Here is a 15572-nt window from a genome sequence, read left to right as displayed (position 1 = left end):
GTTATTTGCCCAATTATGCCCCTTTCTGTCTGAAGGCCAAATCAAGCATTTCTTGTGCATGGTGCCTTGTTTTTTCCGTAACTTCTACACCGCCAAGCATGCGTGCCAGTTCTTCAATTCGTCTGCCGGGCTCCAGCTCGGCAACATTAGTTGAAGTACGCTCAGCAATAATGGACTTGCAAATTTCATAATGATGATCCGCCATACAAGCAACTTGAGGCAAATGAGTAATGGAGAACACCTGGCACTGCGCCGACAAGCGTGACATTTTTTCTGCTATCGCCTGCGCCGCGCGGCCGCTGACTCCGGTATCCACCTCATCGAAAACAAGGGTAGGAACTTGATCGATGGAAGCGAAGATTGTTTTGAGGGCAAGCATGACACGAGACATTTCACCGCCTGAAGCTATTCTGCTCAGCGGCTTAAGCGGTTCTCCAGGGTTCGGCGCAATCATAAATGCAGCCTCGTCTATTCCGCTTGCTGTTAAACGATATGAGCCATCCTCATTAAGCGTCGGCTGCAGCTCAACCCGGAAGGTAGTGCGTTCCATTTGCAGCTGGCGCAGCTCTGCCTCAATGGCGGAGGAAATGCGCCCCGCCGCAGCTTGTCTAAGCTCCGATAGATTTTGGGCAGATTGCAATGCTTCAGCATAAAGATGCTCTTGTTCATGTTGAAGCCGCAAAATATGGTCATCGCGATTTTCAATTTTGTCTACTTCTTGTTCAATTTGCTGCAAATACGCTAAAATTTCCGGAATGCTTTCACCATACTTCCGTTTTAGTCCATTGATCATGTCGATCCGGTCTTCAATAAAAGCAAGCTGTTCCGGGTCAGATTCGATGTCATCCCGATAATCGCGCAATTGAAATGCTGCGTCCTCCAGTTGATAAAAAGCTGATTGCAGCTGTTCCAGCAACGGCTCCAACGTAGCTGTATCAAACTCCTTTATATCCTCCATACGGGATATCGCGCGGCTAATGGCGTCAAGCCCCCTATCTCCATTCAACAGCTCGTATGCTTCCGATGTGGAATGACGTCTTTTAACGGCATACATTAGCTTTTGCCTTTCTTCCAATAAAGATTCATCCTCGCCAGGCACAAGTTTGGCTGAACGGATTTCGTCGATTTGAAACCGATACAGATCAAGCATTTGTATATTTTGCCGGGATGATTGCTCTACTTCTTTTAATTGCTGCCGAATCTGCTCGTAATGCTTGAATGTAAATTTATATTGTGCCAACAATTTGGCCACCCGTTCGCCTGCATATAAATCTAGCCATTCCAAATGCTTCTCTGTCTTGAATAGAGACTGATGCTCATGCTGACCGTGTATGTTAACAAGAAATTCACCAGCTTCGCGCAACATAGACATATTAACGATATGTCCGTTAATCCGGCTCACACTCTTGCCTTGTGCCGATAACTCCCGCCTAATGACAAGCGCTTCCTCGCATGACGCTTCAATTCCGAAAGAAGCAAGCTTCTCCCAAACCGGATGGTTGGCAGATAACTCGAACAACGCTTCTATCTCAGCTTTGTCACACCCATATCTGACCATATCAGAGGAGCCTCTGCCGCCTGCAATTAAGCTAAGCGCATCAATGAGAATTGATTTCCCGGCTCCTGTCTCACCTGTCAGTACATGAAAGCCATTATAAAAGCGAACGTTAACCGACTCAATAACAGCAAAATTGCGTATGGACAATTCGCGAAGCATCTCTATTCTCCTCTCTAGGTCCAATCAGTTCATATAGCCAAGCAGCCGATCTATAACTTCGGTACTTTGCGGTTTTGTTCGGCAAATGATCAAAATTGTATCATCGCCGCAAATCGTGCCCATTACCTCTGGCCATTCCATATTATCGAGTAAGGCGCAGATTGTATTGGCTGTCCCCGGCAAGCACTTCATAACAACCAAATTGTCAGTGTAGTCGATATGGACAAAATGATCGACAAGCGCCCGCTTTAATTTATGGAGCGGATTCATGCGCTGCTCTTGCGGCAATGAATAACGGTAGCGGCCGTCCTCGGCGGGCACCTTGATCAATTGCAATTCTTTAATATCTCTGGAGACCGTTGCCTGAGTCACCTGCAATCCTGCATCTCCCAAGGCTTCAACCAGTTCCTCCTGCGTCTCGATAATCTGTCCGGTAATCAATTCCCTAATTTTCATATGTCTGACACTCTTCATCGTGAGCGTTCCTCCAATAGTTCATTAATCCGAAAAATGAAAGGTTACCGTCTTAATCAGGTTCGACTTCTGATCAACAAACAGCACGCCTTCACATTCCGGCATCAGCAATGCATATATTAACAATCGATCCCGCAAACCGCTGCCTGTCCATTCGATCGGCATCCGTTCACGGGCCGTCTTGACAACATAATACTTGCCATCACGTTCAGCAATCATATCAATAAATAAGCGGCTGTATAGCTGCTCGCCATCCAAATCGATCGTGATGGGTATACGGTACTTGCCGTAATTAACCTCATAGCCGTTGCGTTCAAGGAACCGGACATTGTCATCCCGCTCGTCAACATCCTCTGCACGGCTTAAAAGCAGCTTGGAGTTGACACCGGGCGGTTCATGCAGCCAGCGATAAAACAAACGGTAGAGCCAGTATACAATAATGCTGCCAGCTACTAACATAATTAGCCAGTCACCATATTTGCCCATTGCATTCCCTCCTTCGGCGATGTACAATAAACATTCGCGCTAAGGAAAGATTATCCTTGTCCGTCCGAATCATTTTCGCAAATCAATGCAACATCAGAATCTGCACAAGAGACAAACCCTTGATTTCAAACCCCGCGTTATTATAAAATGGACTCTATCCTGTTATATTTTATGCCTTTTTGTTTCACCCCACATACGCGAACGCTTGTTTGGTTTTCTTCAGTTTACCAAATATTCTTCAATCTGCAAAGAGTTTTTTTGTAAAAATTAAAAAGTCTTTCGCTCCAGTATCATCGGAACGAAAGACTTTTTTATTATAAAGGCAGGCAATGCTGAGGCTCACTGCTCCTGCTCAACGGAATGTACCCGCCGCTTCCTCAACAAGCTGCTGCAGCTCTGCCTCCGCCGGTACAACCGCCTGCGCTTCTTCGGCCGAGGTCAGCGTCCAATTCGCCAAAAACTCAATATTGCCTTCGCCCCCTGTAATCGGGGAATACGTAAGATGCTTCAGCGTGAGCCCGAGCCCGGCCGCAAATTGCAGTACGGTGTGCAGCACTTCTTTATGCACGGCCGGATCGCGCACTACTCCGGATTTCCCTACTTTCTCCCTGCCTGCCTCAAATTGCGGCTTGATCAGCGCAACGACTTGAGCTCCCTGCGGGATTAACGTCACCAAAGTCGTTAAAATAATCCGCAAAGAGATAAACGAAACATCGATTGTCGCAAAGGTTGGCTGCGCCCCTGTAAGATCCTCAGGCACCATGTAGCGAAAGTTCGTTCTCTCCATGACATGAACTCGGTTGTCGCTGCGCAGCGACCAATCAAGCTGGTTATAGCCGACATCAATTGCATAGACATATGCCGCGCCGTTTTGCAGCGCGCAGTCCGTAAAGCCTCCGGTAGATGCGCCAATATCGAGCATCACCACATCCGTTAAGTCGAGGTGAAATTCACGGATCGCCTTTTCCAGCTTTAGACCGCCGCGGCTGACGTAGGGATGCAAGGCTCCCTTCACTTGAATGGCCGCCGTGCGCGGAACCTTCGTGCCGCTTTTTTCTATTCTTTCCCCGTCTACGACTACCAGCCCGGCCATAAGAGCGGCCTTCGCCTTTTCCCGGCTTTCATAAAACCCCTGCTCTACCAATAATACATCTATTCGTTCTTTCACGTGTTTTTGTCAGCTCCCGATTGGTTAAGCCGGACCGCTGGCGCTTTTCCGAACGCGGGGGCGCATTGCCATCACTTCATTGACCACCCGCTCTACTGTCAATCCCGCCTCTTGGCGCTGCTCCTTTATTGAACCATGCTCAATGAACAGATCCGGAATACCGATAATGCGCACTGAGGCGCTTATGCCATGCAAAGAATAAAACTCCAGTATAGAGCTGCCAAGCCCGCCTAGCTCCGCCGTTTCTTCCAAAACGATCATTCGCAGCCCTTCCTGCGCCAGCTGCCGCAGCATCGTCTCATCCAACGGCTTAATAAAACGGGCGTTGATGATCCGTACATTGATACCTTCGCGCTTAAGCTGCTCGGCAGCCTCCTCGGCTACTTCAAGCATCGGTCCAAGCGCAAGGATCGCCGCGGAATCGCCGTCGCGAACGGTCTCCCAGCTGCCGATCGGGATCGGAAGCGGCTCCGGATCGATTTCGACGCCCAGACCGTTAATTCGCGGATAGCGAATTCCGATTGGCCCCGATTCATAATCAAGCGCAGTTCTCATCATTCTGCGCAATTCGTTTTCATCCTTCGGCATCATCAGCACCATATTCGGAATATGACGCAAATAGGCGATATCATATACTCCTTGATGGGTTTCACCGTCAGGACCGACAAAGCCCGCGCGATCAATGGCAAATACGACATTCAGATTTTGGCGGCAAATATCATGCACTACCTGATCATAAGCGCGCTGCAAAAATGTCGAATATACCGCGTATACAGGCTTCAAGCCTTCCATAGCCAGTGCAGCGCACATCGTAGCGGCATGCTGCTCGGCAATCCCAACATCGATCATCCGGTCAGGAAATCGCTCTGCGAATTTTACAAGCCCGGAGCCGCTCGGCATCGCCGGCGTAACTGCGACAATGCGCTTATCACGCTCCGCCATTTCAATTAAAGTATTGCCGAAAACTTCGGTATACATCGGCGGCCCGACAGCTTTTAACATCTGACCGGATTCGATTTTATAAGGTGATGATACGCCGTGCCATTTATGCGAATCCGCTTCTGCCGGAGAATAGCCTTTTCCTTTGACTGTTATGACATGAATAAGCACAGGCCCTGTCGCGTTGCGCGCCTGTTCCATCACATCGATAAGCTGACCCAAATCATGGCCGTCAACAGGACCAAAATAGGTCAATCCAAACTGTTCGAATAAAATGCCGCTGACGAGCAAATATTTGATGCTGTCCTTCAGCCGCTCAGCAGTCTTGGCTAATTTGCCGCCGATGGCCGGTATTTTATTGAGCAGTTGGTTAAGCTCTTCTTTTGCTTTTTGATAATGGCGGTCAGTTCTGATTTTGCCCAAATAGTGATGCATCGCACCGACATTTGGCGCAATCGACATTTCGTTATCGTTCAAAATGACCATCATTTTTTTCTTCTCATGTCCGATATGATTCAATGCTTCAAGCGCCATGCCGCCTGTTAGCGCGCCGTCGCCGATTACAGCGATCACTTCATTGGATTCACCCTTCAAATCGCGGGCCAGCGCCATTCCCATCGCCGCTGACAACGATGTGCTGCTATGCCCGGCTTCCCATACATCATGCTCGCTCTCGGCGCGCTTGACGAATCCGCACATCCCTTTATATTTGCGCAGCGTATCAAACCGGTCTTTGCGTCCGGTCAAAATTTTGTGCACGTATGACTGATGGCCGACATCAAAAATAAATTTATCTTTCGGGCTGTCAAATAAATAATGCATAGCTAGCGTCAGCTCTACTACGCCAAGATTCGGCGCAAGATGTCCGCCTGTAACGGAAAGCTTTTCAATTAGAAACCTGCGGATCTCTTCAGCCAACTGTTCCAGTTCTGGAATCGTTAATGTTTTCAAATCCTTCGGTCCGTCAATTTGCTCGAGCAACACGATGAATTCCTCGCTTTCGCGGCAACTAAACTAAAATTGCCCAGTGAACGTCTAACGTTTTGACTCATTATAACATAGATCGCCTTTTCTGCCTAAATCATTCGTGATCTATGCTATGTTTTTAGTGATCCCGGCTAACCAAATAATCAGCAATTGCCAGCAGCCGCTCCGGGTTTGCCAGATCTGCGCGCGCAAGCGCCGCTTTGGCCTCTTCCGTCAGCTTCGCTACTAAAGCGCGGCTCTCCTCAAGTCCGATCAAATACGGATAGGTTACCTTGTTTTGCTCAACATCACTCTGAACCGGCTTGCCTAGCTTGGCGGTATCTCCGGTTAAATCCAAAATATCGTCCTGTACCTGAAATGCATGGCCAAGCTTGCAGGCAAATTCGTTCAAAGCCTCCAACTGTCCGCTATTCGCCCCGCCGATTCGCGCCCCGGCCGTCACCGCAAATGTAATCAGGTCGCTTGTTTTGCGCAGATGAATGTATTCAAGCTGCTCAATCGAAGTAATTCCCTGTTCGCCCATCAGATCGGCAGCCTGCCCGCCTACCATGCCAGAAATGCCGGCCAAACGGGCTAAATCAGCTGTAATTGCCAGCGCAGTTTCCGGCGATGCACCCAGCAAGGCAGATTGTGTCACGGCATAAAAAGCATGCGTAAGCAGCCCGTCACCAGCCAGAATAGCCATACCTTCGCCGTATACCTTATGATTGGTCGGCTTGCCGCGTCTGAAATCATCATTGTCCATCGCCGGCAAATCATCGTGGATGAGTGAATACGTATGGATCATTTCTACTGCGCAGGCAACCGGGATTGCAGTTTTCCACGCCTCATGCTCTCCACGCACGGCCTCTGCTGCAACTAAAACAAGGATCGGACGAAGCCGCTTTCCACCGGCTTCCAGCGAATACATCATCGCTTCGCGCAGCTTTTGCGGCACATCCCATCCGACAGGCAATGCTTCCTTCAGCTCTCTCTCTACTTCAGCGGCAGATTGAGCGATAAACTGTTTGATATCATTTTGCGCGTTCAAAAGATCGATTCTCCTCTATCATCGTTTGACGGGGCAAACGGTTTTTTCTGAAAGCCATTTTCCGCTTCAATGAGTATTTCGATTTTCCGTTCCACCTGCTCCAGTTTTGCTCCGCAAAGCTGCGACAGCTTCATTCCTTCCTGAAAAAGCTCGATCGCCGTCTCCAGCGGCACGTCGCCATTCTCAAGCTGGCCTACAATGCTCTCCAGCTTTTCCATCGCTTCCTCAAAGCTCAGTTCCTGCTGCTCCATCTCCCGTTATTGCTCCCCTTTCATCGCCCATACTTGACATTCCAGCTGGCCATCCGCCACTTTTACCTTGATGAGATCTCCCGGCTGGACCTGATCGATCGATTTGATCAGCCGCTTTTCACTTTCGTCATACACCAGGCTGTAGCCGCGCGCCATCACTTTCAATGGGCTTAATGCATCCAGTTGCCGCACAGCAGCATGCAGCTTCATCGTTCTATCCTTCATCCCTGAGGAAATAACAGCTTCCAGCCGCTCTCTAGTAATCTGCAGCTGCTTTCTGGCCGCCGCCAGCTGCTGGGTCGGCTGAACTGCAGTCAGAGCAGCTTTTAACCTTAATAGTCTTTCCTGCTCTCTTTCACTTTTACGCACAATCCGGTTATTTAATCTTTCGTTCAAGCGGTCAAGACGCTCGGCTTGCTGCAGTAAAAATTTGCGCGGATTGGTTAGCACCGGCGAGCGTTTAATGCGGCTTAGCTGCTGCTGCCTGCTTTCTACCATCCTTGTTATCGATTGTTGCAGTCTAGTTTCCAGATGGACCAGGCCCGCCTTTAGCTCCCGTATATTCGGCACTGCCAGCTCAGCCGCAGCCGTCGGCGTAGCTGCCCGCAAATCGGCGACGAAATCGGCAATGGTAAAATCCGTCTCATGCCCGACTGCAGAAATGACCGGAATAACCGAGTCAGCTATCGCTCTTGCCACAGTCTCCTCATTGAATGCCCATAGTTCTTCCAGTGAGCCGCCGCCGCGGCCTACGATCAACACATCTGCACCGCCATGCCGGTTCATCGATTCAATCGCTTTCACAATTGCCGGAGCCGCTCCTTTGCCTTGCACAAGCACCGGCAGCAGCAGAATTGGAACAGCCGGGAAGCGCCGCTGCAATGTAATCATAATATCGCGCACGGCAGCCCCGGTCTGCGAAGTAATAACTCCGACAGCTTGAGGAAATTTAGGAATCGGGCGTTTGCGGCTCTCGGCAAACAAGCCTTCCTGCTCCAGCTTCCGCTTCAGCTGCTCATAAGCCATATATAAGCTGCCTATCCCGTCCGGCTGCATTTGCATCACATAAAACTGATAATTGCCGTCCCGCTCATAGACGGAAAAATTGCCTCGTGCCAGCACCTTCATCCCTTCCTTTGGCAGAAAGGGAAGGCGCTGATTATGAGAAGCAAACATGATGGATTTCAAACGGCTGTCGGCATCCTTCAACGTGAAATACATATGTCCGCTTGAGTGATGGGTGAAATTCGAGATTTCTCCGCGAAGCCAGACATCGCCCAGCACTTTGTCTGATTCAAGCTTCATTTTTATATATCGCGTAATTTCTTTAATTGAATATATTCTTGCATCCTGTGCCATAATCGGGTTACACCCCGATTGCGTGAGTTTGCTTGGCCGCCTTTAACGTATTGAGCATCAGCATCGTAATCGTCATCGGGCCGACACCGCCCGGAACAGGTGTAATATAGCCTGCAGTTTCCAGCACAGCGTCATAATCAACATCGCCTGCCAGCTTGCCGTCCTCCAGCCGGTTGATGCCTACATCGATTACGACAGCGCCCGGCTTCACATAGCTGGCGCCGATCGCCTTCGCTTTGCCGATGGCGACGACTAAAATATCAGCCGTGCGGGCTATCTCTTCCATATTAGGCGTTTTCGAATGGCAAACCGTCACTGTAGCGTGCTCGCGCAGCAGCAGCATGGCCACTGGCTTGCCTACAATGTTGCTGCGGCCAATTACTACAGCATGCTTGCCCGCAATTTCAATGCCTGTCCGCTTGATCATTTCAATGACGCCTGCAGGCGTACAAGGCAGCAAGCTAACGTCGCCAATGACAAGGTTGCCGACGCTTACAGGATGAAAGCCGTCTACATCCTTATGGACGCTGATCGCATCGATTACCGCTTTTTCATCGATATGCTTTGGCAGCGGAAGCTGTACCAATATACCGTGAATTGAATCCTGTTTATTGAGCTTCTCGATTAAAGCCAGCAAGTCTGATTGGGAGGTGTTTTCGGCCAAGCGATGAACCTCGGAATAAAAGCCGAGCTGTTCACAGGCTTTTGCCTTGCTGCCCACATAGACTTTGGAAGCCGGGTCTTCCCCAACCAATACAACTGCAAGGCCTGGAACAATTCCTTTCTTTTTTAGTTCAGCTGTCTCCTGAACGATCTCCGCGCGAATCGCGTCTGAAATTTGCTTGCCTTCAATTCGTTGCGCACTCATCAATTGTTCCTCCTCAATATTACTCATTTCTTGATTCGCATTGAATCAAGCCTGCGGCTTCAATTCATCCAACGTTTTGTAAAGCTTGCCAAGTACACCGTTGACAAACTTGCCCGACTCATCCGTGCCAAAATGTTTGGCCAGCTCGATCGCCTCATTAATAACCGCTTTCGGCGGTACATCGCTGCAATAGACCATCTCATAGCATGCAAGACGAAGGATTTGCCGGTCAACGCGCGACAAACGATCCACCTGCCAGCCTGTCAAATATTGCTGCAGCATATCGTCGATTGCCGCCTTATGCCCGATCACACCGTGAACAAGACCGCGCACATACTCCTCAATACGGCGCACATCAGCCGCAGTTGCATCTAATTCGTTTTCTTCCTCTCTGGTTTCACTTACTAACATATTGACTGCGTCTTCCGCCGTCACTTCATTCATCTCAAGCTGGTACAAGCTCTGTACCGCCATTTCCCGTGCTAGCCTTCGTTTCATGGGGCCTCCCTGACAAAAAATCGTTTTGCTTACTATAGCCTTGATTACATTAAAATCGAAAAAATACGCTCTCCTCCCTGCCCCGCAAGAAACACTGTCTTTCGGGGTACGGAGGAGAGCATAGTACTATCTAAAAGGACGCCAGCGCTGCTGCAGCCACTCCATTAACCGATTCCACGGAATGATTGGCCCGCTTCCCTCGTCCTTCATGCGTCCGATTGTATAGCCGATCCAGAGCAACAGACCGAAAAACAACATGTCCCAGAAGCCTACGACAAAATACAAAATACCGAGAACAATGCCAGTGACGACACCGGCAATCCGTCCTCCATAGGTTCCCCATACTTCTTTCCACATCGGCAAGCGCTCCTATTCCACACGACTCTTGAAGCTGGTCGTCTGGATAATATTGGCGACGTAAACGGAAACGATCGCGACAGGAATTCCCGTAATTTCCTCTACATGATCTTTGACGGACTTTTGGATCTCCTCCGTTAATGCCGGAATCGAGGTTTCGCCGTCAACGACCGCACGCAAGGCGATATCGATTCCTGCATCCGTCAGGCGGATGCGGGCGCGCAAATCCTTAACCTCACGCTGACGTCCGGCCACTTTAAGCGCCAAATTTTCAACGGTTTCCATCGAAATCCGTATATCGCCAAATTCTGTACGCTGATCAATCGAAGGCACTGCAACATTGCTCCGGCGCACGGAAACATAGAAGAAACGCAAGCTAATTAAAAACAACGCTGCTGATACTGCGATTAATGTAATTTTCAGCCAATTCGCTCCACTGTATACATTGTAGGAGAAGTTCTCGACCCACTGCTCCGGCACCCAATTGAAGCCGAGGCAAAATACAAAAACAGCTGCGATACCGATAGCGAGACTGTATACAAACAGTAAAAGCTTGTCCATCATTCTGATCAATGTATCTTCCTCCCCGGACGGACTGAACAAACCACAAACCCCCAAGCGCCGAGCGGCAAGCCCATTGACAAGGGGGTTTATGCATCATTGGCACCACTATTTCACTCTTTGGGTAACTTCTTCTTCCTCAGCCTTTTCCGGCGTTTTAAAATGCACATCATGAATATGGACGTTCACTTCAACGACGTGCAATCCCGTCATCGTCTCGATTGAACGCTTTACATTGCGCTGAATATCGGCGGCAACTTCCGGGATATGATTGCCGTATTCCACAATGATCGAGACATCGACAGCCGCTTCGCGCTGTCCCACTTCGACTTTAACGCCTTTGGACAAGTTTTTGCGGCCCAGGAGCTCAGCGATGCCTCCGGCAAAGCCCCCGCTCATGCCAGCCACGCCTTCCACCTCAACTGTGGCTAATCCTGCAATAATCTCGATTACCTCGGGTGCGATTTGAATGACACCCATGTCCGTTTTCTCATAATCCGCCGCTAGTGTGCTCATAACCATCTACACCTCCATAAAGTAGCTGCTCCAGCCAGTGCCGGGCTTATCCGCTTCTTATTCCTATACTATAGCATTCGGGACGAAATATGACAAACCATATTCACCTTTTTGGACAACGATCCTCCTGGGCCAAAAGGCGCTATGATTAGCCTTCAATACCCGCTATTCGCCGCCTCATTCAATTTCCTGCACATTAATATCATGCTCTTCCAGAAACTTAATATCAAAGTCGCCTTCGATAAATTTTGGATGACTGAGCAGCTTCATATGGAACGGAATGGTTGTTTTAATTCCATCGATCGCAAATTCAGCTAAAGCGCGCTTCATGCGTGCAATAGCCGCTTCGCGCGTCTCCCCCCAAACGATCAGCTTGGCAATCATCGAGTCGTAGTGAGGCGAGATGGTGTAGCCCGGATAGACCGCGCTATCGACCCGCACCCCCAGCCCTCCCGGAGGCAAGTAAAATTGAATATTGCCTGGCGAAGGCATAAAGTTGCGGTCCGGGTCCTCTGCATTGATCCGGCATTCGATGGACCAGCCATTAATTTTCATATCCGCTTGCGAGAAGGACAACGGGTTGCCCTCGGCAACCGAAATCATTTCTTTGATCAAATCGACGCCCGTGATCGCTTCGGTAACCGGATGCTCCACTTGAATACGCGTGTTCATTTCCATGAAATAAAACTTGCCGTCCAGTCCAAGCAAAAACTCCAGCGTGCCTGCGCCTGCATAGTTAACTGCGAGCGCTGCCCGCACAGCCGCTTGTCCCATCTGCTGCCGCAACCCTTCGTCAAGGATCGGGCACGGCGCTTCCTCTACAAGCTTCTGGCGCCGGCGCTGTACAGAGCAGTCGCGCTCGAACAAATGAACGGCGTTGCCGTGCTTGTCAGCTATAATTTGAATTTCGACGTGCTTCATGCCCGTCAAATATTTTTCCAAATAAACACCGGCATTGCCGAAGGCCTTTTGCGCCTCCTGCTGCGCAGTCGTGATTTGCGTAATTAGGGCCGCCTCGTCTTCAGCGATCCGAATGCCCTTGCCGCCGCCGCCGGCAGTAGCCTTGATAATGACCGGATAGCCGATCTCCCTTGCAATGCGCACCGCCTCGTCCAGATCCTCCACAAGGCCGTCAGACCCCGGGATTACCGGCACGTTAGCATCTTTCATCGTTTGCTTTGCAACGGCTTTGTCACCCATGCGGCTAATCGCCTGCGGCGAAGGACCGATAAATACGATATTGCATGATTCGCAGATTTCTGCGAAATCCGCATTTTCCGCCAAAAAGCCGTATCCGGGATGAATGGCGTCGCATTCGGTCAAGGTTGCAACGCTCATTATGTTTGTCAGGTTTAAATAACTGTCTTTCGAAGCTACTGGCCCGATGCAATAGGCCTCATCAGCAAGACGAACATGAAGCGAGTCCCGGTCAGCTTCGGAATAAACAGCTACTGTCTGTATACCAAGCTCGCGGCAAGCGCGAATAATCCGAACGGCTATCTCGCCGCGGTTAGCTATCAATATTTTGTTGAATTTCACGGTTAAAGCTCCTTTCGTGCGCACCGATCCTGGGTTAGCCCGCAACAGTTTGCGGTTTGATTACTCTGGCTTTACCAAGAACAAAGGCTGCCCGAATTCAACAAGCTGGCCATTGTCAACCAATATTTCAACGATTTCGCCGCGTACTTCCGCTTCCAGCTCGTTCATCAATTTCATTGCTTCCAAAATGCATACGACTGTCTTCTCGTTAACCCGGTCGCCCACATTGACATATGGCGCCGCATCCGGTGAGGAAGCCTGATAGAATGTACCGACCATCGGTGATACGATCTGATGCAGGTTGTCCGATTTCGCTGCTGGCTGAGGCGCAGGAGCAGCCTCGGCAGCTGTTGGCGCCGCTTGTGGTGCCTGTTGTGGTGCAGCGGGTGTATATGTAGGGACAACTGGAGCCGTATGCATGTTCACCACTTCCGTTTTGCCCGGTTTACGGATGAGCAAGCGCTCGCCTTCATTTTCAATTTCCAACTCGTGGACAGAGGTTTGGTCGACCAGCTTAATAAGCTCTTTTATCTCGCTCAACTTGAACATGATTTCACTCCTAAAAGGGTTTCTGTGCTGCATAATTATTGGCTCCGCCGCAGAAGCGATGCCAAAACTTGCACATAACAGGCCTATTATAGCATAAACAAGGCTGAACACGAACCCTATTTTTTAAGTTCTTGCAACAGACAAATCCATCCCGGAATGAAGAGCTGATGGCTCCGGGACGGATTTATGGTTGCCGCTATATTACGGCACAAACTGTACAGAGACCTGATCGGCCGTCAAGTCCAGCTTATTCATAACAATATGAACGATGCTTTCTGCCTCTGCTTTTTCCATCTTGTCGCTTTGTACGACCACTTTATATTTGTCGTTCGCCTCGGCAGAAATAACCGCTTGATTGTACTGCTTTTCAAGCTCTTGCTCTACAGTGGCAATCTTGTCTGTCTTCGCTTCCAGCTTGTCGAGCTGCGCCACTGCATCCGTTGCCGTCTGGGGATCCTGCTTCGTGTCAGCCATAACACTGTACAGTTTGTTTTGCTCGTCTACCAATTGCTGGGTGCGCTTGTATTGAATGTCGCTAAACACATCTCCGGCAACTCCCTGCGACTCTACCTGCTTCAAAATTTCCTGATCCTCTTTGCCCAGCGCCGCTGCGCTTTCTGCCGCATTGCCTGCCCCTTCCGCGTTGTTGCCCACAACCTCGTCTACGACGACGCCGGACTTATCAGTTCCGTTATCGGCAGCGGTCTTGGATGTTCCGTCCGGCTCCGCCCCGTTGGTTGCCTTGCTTTCCGACAGCATGTCCGGAGTTGTACCGATATCTTCTGTAAACAGATAGTATGCTGACAGGATAACCATCAAACTAAGCATTGATACAAGCCAAATCGTTTGTCTTTTCGTATTCATGAAAAAAGCCTCCTTTTTTTATTCATCGTGGTGAATGCTTGCTGGGCACAATCGAAATGCGGCTAGCCGGAACGTTAAGCCCTTTCTCGACCGCTTCAAGCACAATCCGCCGCACCGTCGCATTCTCAGCGCCTTTAGCGACAACGAGCACACCGCGGATTTTCGGCTTAATCCGCTTGGTTAACAGCGGCGCCTGTCCTCCTGAAGATTCCATAAGGACGATTTGCCCTTCTTTCGTCACTGAAGTCGAGTGCCGTTTACCTCCGCTTTTATCATTCTCATCTGTAATTTGCTGGCTTTCCTTCTCGTTTTGCTCATACACGCTTTCCTCGGTCGAATCCACTGTTATCATGACATGAACCGAGCCGACCCCCACGATTTTTTCTAAAATATCCTTCAGTCTGTTTTCAAGCGGACGTTCTATGGCGTCAAACTCCGATTGCCCCGCTTCCTTCCGTTCCAAGAAAGCGGCCTGCTCTGCAGGATCAGTTGCCGCTGGCTCAGGATCCGGCTCAATGGTTGGCAGAGACAGGAAAGAATTCAGCAAGATAAGCGCAATTCCGAGCGCTCCGAGGAGCATCAGCCAGCGCATTGTTTTCACTCGCTTCGCCCCCCCTTGCCCTCCGCCCACCAGCTTCTCCAGCCCATCCAGCCACTTAGCCACCTTTGTCCCTCCTCTCTAATGTTTTCGTCCTTGCAGCTTCAACCGGAGGACCAATGAATGGAGACCATGTGCGGCGCAACCGACCACCCGCGCTGCAAAATGGTTGTTATTTGCTCCGCAAGCTGGCGGTCGATCTCAGATGGCGGCTGTTGCTCCTGTGCGGCCCCTTCTTCTTCAGCCTGGATGGAGATGATGACAGGCTGTACAGGCTCAATCTCAATGTCCGTCTGAGCGCTCTCCTTCTCCGGGCTGTCATGCCCTTCCGCGTTCCGCGGCTTCGCCAGCGCTATTTGAACTTCGCGAATTACAAGCTCGCTTCCCGCCCGGGCTTGCTCGAGCCGTACAGCGAGCCGGTCCACCTGCATGCCCGTCTGCTTGATCAGCTCCTCCTTCATTTGCGCGGCGAGCTGATTTTCGGTGAGCGCTGCCGCCGCCCGCTCCTGCTGCTGCCGCATCTTGTCTGCATTGCGGCTGATCTCCTCCAGCGTTGGCATCTTATACTCCTTTCCTGCCGTGCCATTAAGCCACGGATCGATACTAGCTTTCAGCTTAGTATCAAAATCGCCCTGCAGCAGTCTGATGATCGGCGTCAATATCGTCAATAAAATGATCAAGCCTGCAACAAGCCGCACATAGCGCTGCATCGATTTATTAGGAAGCAGCAGGTCAATAAGGCCAGCCAGCAGCACAACAGCAATAATTTGTTTTAGCCAGGCGGCCAGCCAGGCCAGCATGCCCATCTCCT

At 50.2% G+C, this 15572-nt stretch carries 18 protein-coding genes; all 18 read right to left on the bottom strand.

Translation table 11 applies throughout. The features are described 5' to 3' along the window. Window positions 1-13 precede the first annotated feature (13 nt). The gene (recN, locus tag ACFQ0N_RS03985; RefSeq protein ID WP_379323073.1) at window positions 14-1717 is read right to left on the bottom strand and encodes a DNA repair protein RecN; all 1704 of its coding nucleotides are present in this window, start codon (window positions 1715-1717) and stop codon (window positions 14-16) included. A gap of 24 nt (window positions 1718-1741) precedes the next feature. Next, window positions 1742-2191: a transcriptional regulator AhrC/ArgR gene (gene ahrC / locus ACFQ0N_RS03980; RefSeq protein ID WP_379323072.1), complete on the bottom strand. Its 450-nt coding sequence runs from the start codon at window positions 2189-2191 to the stop codon at window positions 1742-1744. Between the two features lie 24 nt (window positions 2192-2215). Further along, the gene (locus ACFQ0N_RS03975) at window positions 2216-2677 is read right to left on the bottom strand and encodes a hypothetical protein (RefSeq protein ID WP_379323071.1); all 462 of its coding nucleotides are present in this window, start codon (window positions 2675-2677) and stop codon (window positions 2216-2218) included. Between the two features lie 352 nt (window positions 2678-3029). Continuing rightward, window positions 3030-3845: a TlyA family RNA methyltransferase gene (locus tag ACFQ0N_RS03970; protein ID WP_379323070.1), complete on the bottom strand. Its 816-nt coding sequence runs from the start codon at window positions 3843-3845 to the stop codon at window positions 3030-3032. Window positions 3846-3869: 24 nt separating this feature from the next. After that, window positions 3870-5768: a 1-deoxy-D-xylulose-5-phosphate synthase gene (dxs, locus tag ACFQ0N_RS03965; protein WP_379323069.1), complete on the bottom strand. Its 1899-nt coding sequence runs from the start codon at window positions 5766-5768 to the stop codon at window positions 3870-3872. Between the two features lie 121 nt (window positions 5769-5889). Then, complete coding sequence (locus ACFQ0N_RS03960) at window positions 5890-6801, bottom strand: polyprenyl synthetase family protein (RefSeq protein WP_379323068.1); 912 nt, start codon at window positions 6799-6801, stop codon at window positions 5890-5892. Then, the gene (gene xseB, locus ACFQ0N_RS03955; protein ID WP_379323067.1) at window positions 6798-7052 is read right to left on the bottom strand and encodes an exodeoxyribonuclease VII small subunit; all 255 of its coding nucleotides are present in this window, start codon (window positions 7050-7052) and stop codon (window positions 6798-6800) included. The genes ACFQ0N_RS03960 and xseB overlap by 4 nt, the downstream gene beginning before the upstream one ends. Window positions 7053-7058: 6 nt before the next feature. Next, window positions 7059-8411 (bottom strand): exodeoxyribonuclease VII large subunit, encoded by a 1353-nt coding sequence (xseA, locus tag ACFQ0N_RS03950; RefSeq protein WP_379323066.1) that lies wholly within the window; start codon window positions 8409-8411, stop codon window positions 7059-7061. A gap of 7 nt (window positions 8412-8418) precedes the next feature. After that, window positions 8419-9279 carry a bifunctional methylenetetrahydrofolate dehydrogenase/methenyltetrahydrofolate cyclohydrolase FolD gene (gene folD / locus ACFQ0N_RS03945; protein WP_379323065.1) on the bottom strand — a complete coding sequence of 287 codons (861 nt, stop codon included), beginning with the start codon at window positions 9277-9279 and terminating at the stop codon, window positions 8419-8421. Window positions 9280-9324: 45 nt separating this feature from the next. After that, entirely contained in the window at window positions 9325-9777 is a 453-nt protein-coding gene (gene nusB, locus ACFQ0N_RS03940) for a transcription antitermination factor NusB (RefSeq protein WP_379323064.1), read from the bottom strand. A gap of 126 nt (window positions 9778-9903) precedes the next feature. After that, on the bottom strand, window positions 9904-10134 hold the full coding sequence (locus ACFQ0N_RS03935; RefSeq protein ID WP_379323063.1) for a DUF2273 domain-containing protein: 231 nt from the start codon (window positions 10132-10134) through the stop codon (window positions 9904-9906). 12 nt (window positions 10135-10146) lie between these two features. Continuing rightward, the gene (gene amaP, locus ACFQ0N_RS03930; protein ID WP_379323062.1) at window positions 10147-10707 is read right to left on the bottom strand and encodes an alkaline shock response membrane anchor protein AmaP; all 561 of its coding nucleotides are present in this window, start codon (window positions 10705-10707) and stop codon (window positions 10147-10149) included. A 96-nt stretch (window positions 10708-10803) separates the two neighbouring features. Further along, window positions 10804-11211 (bottom strand): Asp23/Gls24 family envelope stress response protein, encoded by a 408-nt coding sequence (locus ACFQ0N_RS03925; RefSeq protein ID WP_379323061.1) that lies wholly within the window; start codon window positions 11209-11211, stop codon window positions 10804-10806. Window positions 11212-11388: 177 nt separating this feature from the next. Next, the gene (gene accC, locus ACFQ0N_RS03920; RefSeq protein ID WP_379323060.1) at window positions 11389-12750 is read right to left on the bottom strand and encodes an acetyl-CoA carboxylase biotin carboxylase subunit; all 1362 of its coding nucleotides are present in this window, start codon (window positions 12748-12750) and stop codon (window positions 11389-11391) included. Between the two features lie 60 nt (window positions 12751-12810). Next, window positions 12811-13299 carry an acetyl-CoA carboxylase biotin carboxyl carrier protein gene (gene accB / locus ACFQ0N_RS03915; RefSeq protein WP_379323059.1) on the bottom strand — a complete coding sequence of 163 codons (489 nt, stop codon included), beginning with the start codon at window positions 13297-13299 and terminating at the stop codon, window positions 12811-12813. Window positions 13300-13500: 201 nt separating this feature from the next. Continuing rightward, a complete protein-coding gene (locus tag ACFQ0N_RS03910) occupies window positions 13501-14163 on the bottom strand; it encodes a SpoIIIAH-like family protein (protein WP_379323058.1) in 663 nt (220 codons plus the stop codon). A 22-nt stretch (window positions 14164-14185) separates the two neighbouring features. Beyond that, the gene (spoIIIAG, locus tag ACFQ0N_RS03905) at window positions 14186-14827 is read right to left on the bottom strand and encodes a stage III sporulation protein AG (protein ID WP_379323057.1); all 642 of its coding nucleotides are present in this window, start codon (window positions 14825-14827) and stop codon (window positions 14186-14188) included. Window positions 14828-14865: 38 nt separating this feature from the next. Beyond that, entirely contained in the window at window positions 14866-15561 is a 696-nt protein-coding gene (spoIIIAF, locus tag ACFQ0N_RS03900; RefSeq protein ID WP_379323056.1) for a stage III sporulation protein AF, read from the bottom strand. Window positions 15562-15572: the final 11 nt, after the last annotated feature.

The organism is Paenibacillus sp. GCM10027626, from assembly GCF_042676285.1.
GTDB lineage: Bacteria > Bacillota > Bacilli > Paenibacillales > Paenibacillaceae > Paenibacillus_Z.
Note: the sequence above shows the minus strand (reverse complement) of the source record. Positions and strands in the feature narration are given on the sequence as shown.